The sequence below is a fragment of the Parendozoicomonas verongulae genome, from assembly GCF_009711465.1.
Lineage (GTDB): Bacteria > Pseudomonadota > Gammaproteobacteria > Pseudomonadales > Endozoicomonadaceae > Sansalvadorimonas > Sansalvadorimonas verongulae.
Map to the genome: position 1 here is coordinate 1 of NZ_SMME01000457.1, position 911 is coordinate 911.

Consider the following 911-nt stretch of genomic DNA (forward strand, 5'->3'; position numbering starts at 1 on the left):
GGCTAAGTTACCCATGACGGTTGCTTGAACTATACTCCCAAAATCTCCTATTTTTGGAGGGCGTGTTATGCAGTATCAAGCCTTTAAAGATCTTCTTCATTCGATTTCGACATTAACCTCTCAGCAGAAGAATATTCTGCGCCAGACTTTATCCGATAGTGAAACACAAGATCCTCAACTGAATCTTGAAGAGCAGGTCAAAGTTCATTTTTCAAAACACCCTGTTTGCCCACATTGCCACAGTGATAGCTACAAGCTCTGGGGTGTACGGGAAGGGCGTCAGCGTTACTCGTGCAAAGCATGCTCTCGAACCTATAACGCGTTCACAGGAACACCGCTGGCTCGCTTGCGACACCCCGAGAAGTGGCAGACTTACCTTGAAGGGATGACGCATTCTTTGACGCTGCGCCCGGCTGCTCGAGCATGTGGAGTGACATTGAAAACCTCATTTCGTTGGAGGCACCGATTTCTAAAAGTTCTTGAGTCAGATCAGGCTCAAGAGTTAGGCGACATTGTTGAGATGGATGAAACTCTCTTTCGAGAGTCTTTCAAGGGGCAACGCAAAGACCTGCCACGTCCTGCAAGAAAGCGTGGTAACGACAAGAAAACCAACTGTCGTAAAGTCCCTGTTCTGGTTGCCAGGGATCGACGGGCACATACTGTCGATGGCATCCTCGAAAATGAAGGTGCGCAGGAAATGGTGAAGCACTTGCGTGGCCGTATTTCTATAGAGGCTGTGGTCTGTGCGGATGCCAGCCTTGCTCACGAATCACTGGCGAGAAAACTGGGTTTTCCTTTGAAGGAGCTCAACACTTCAGCAGGAGAGAGAGTCCTTGATGGTATTTTTCACATTCAGCATGTGAATGCTTATCACAGTCACCTCAAGGGTTGGCTGGGTGGTGTTTTCCACG

At 48.6% G+C, this 911-nt stretch carries 1 protein-coding gene; it reads left to right on the forward strand.

Annotated features, from left to right (window positions below):
- Window positions 1-67 precede the first annotated feature (67 nt).
- On the forward strand, window positions 68-911 hold an 844-nt coding region (locus E1189_RS01010), incomplete at its 3' end, for an IS1595 family transposase (RefSeq protein ID WP_155158257.1).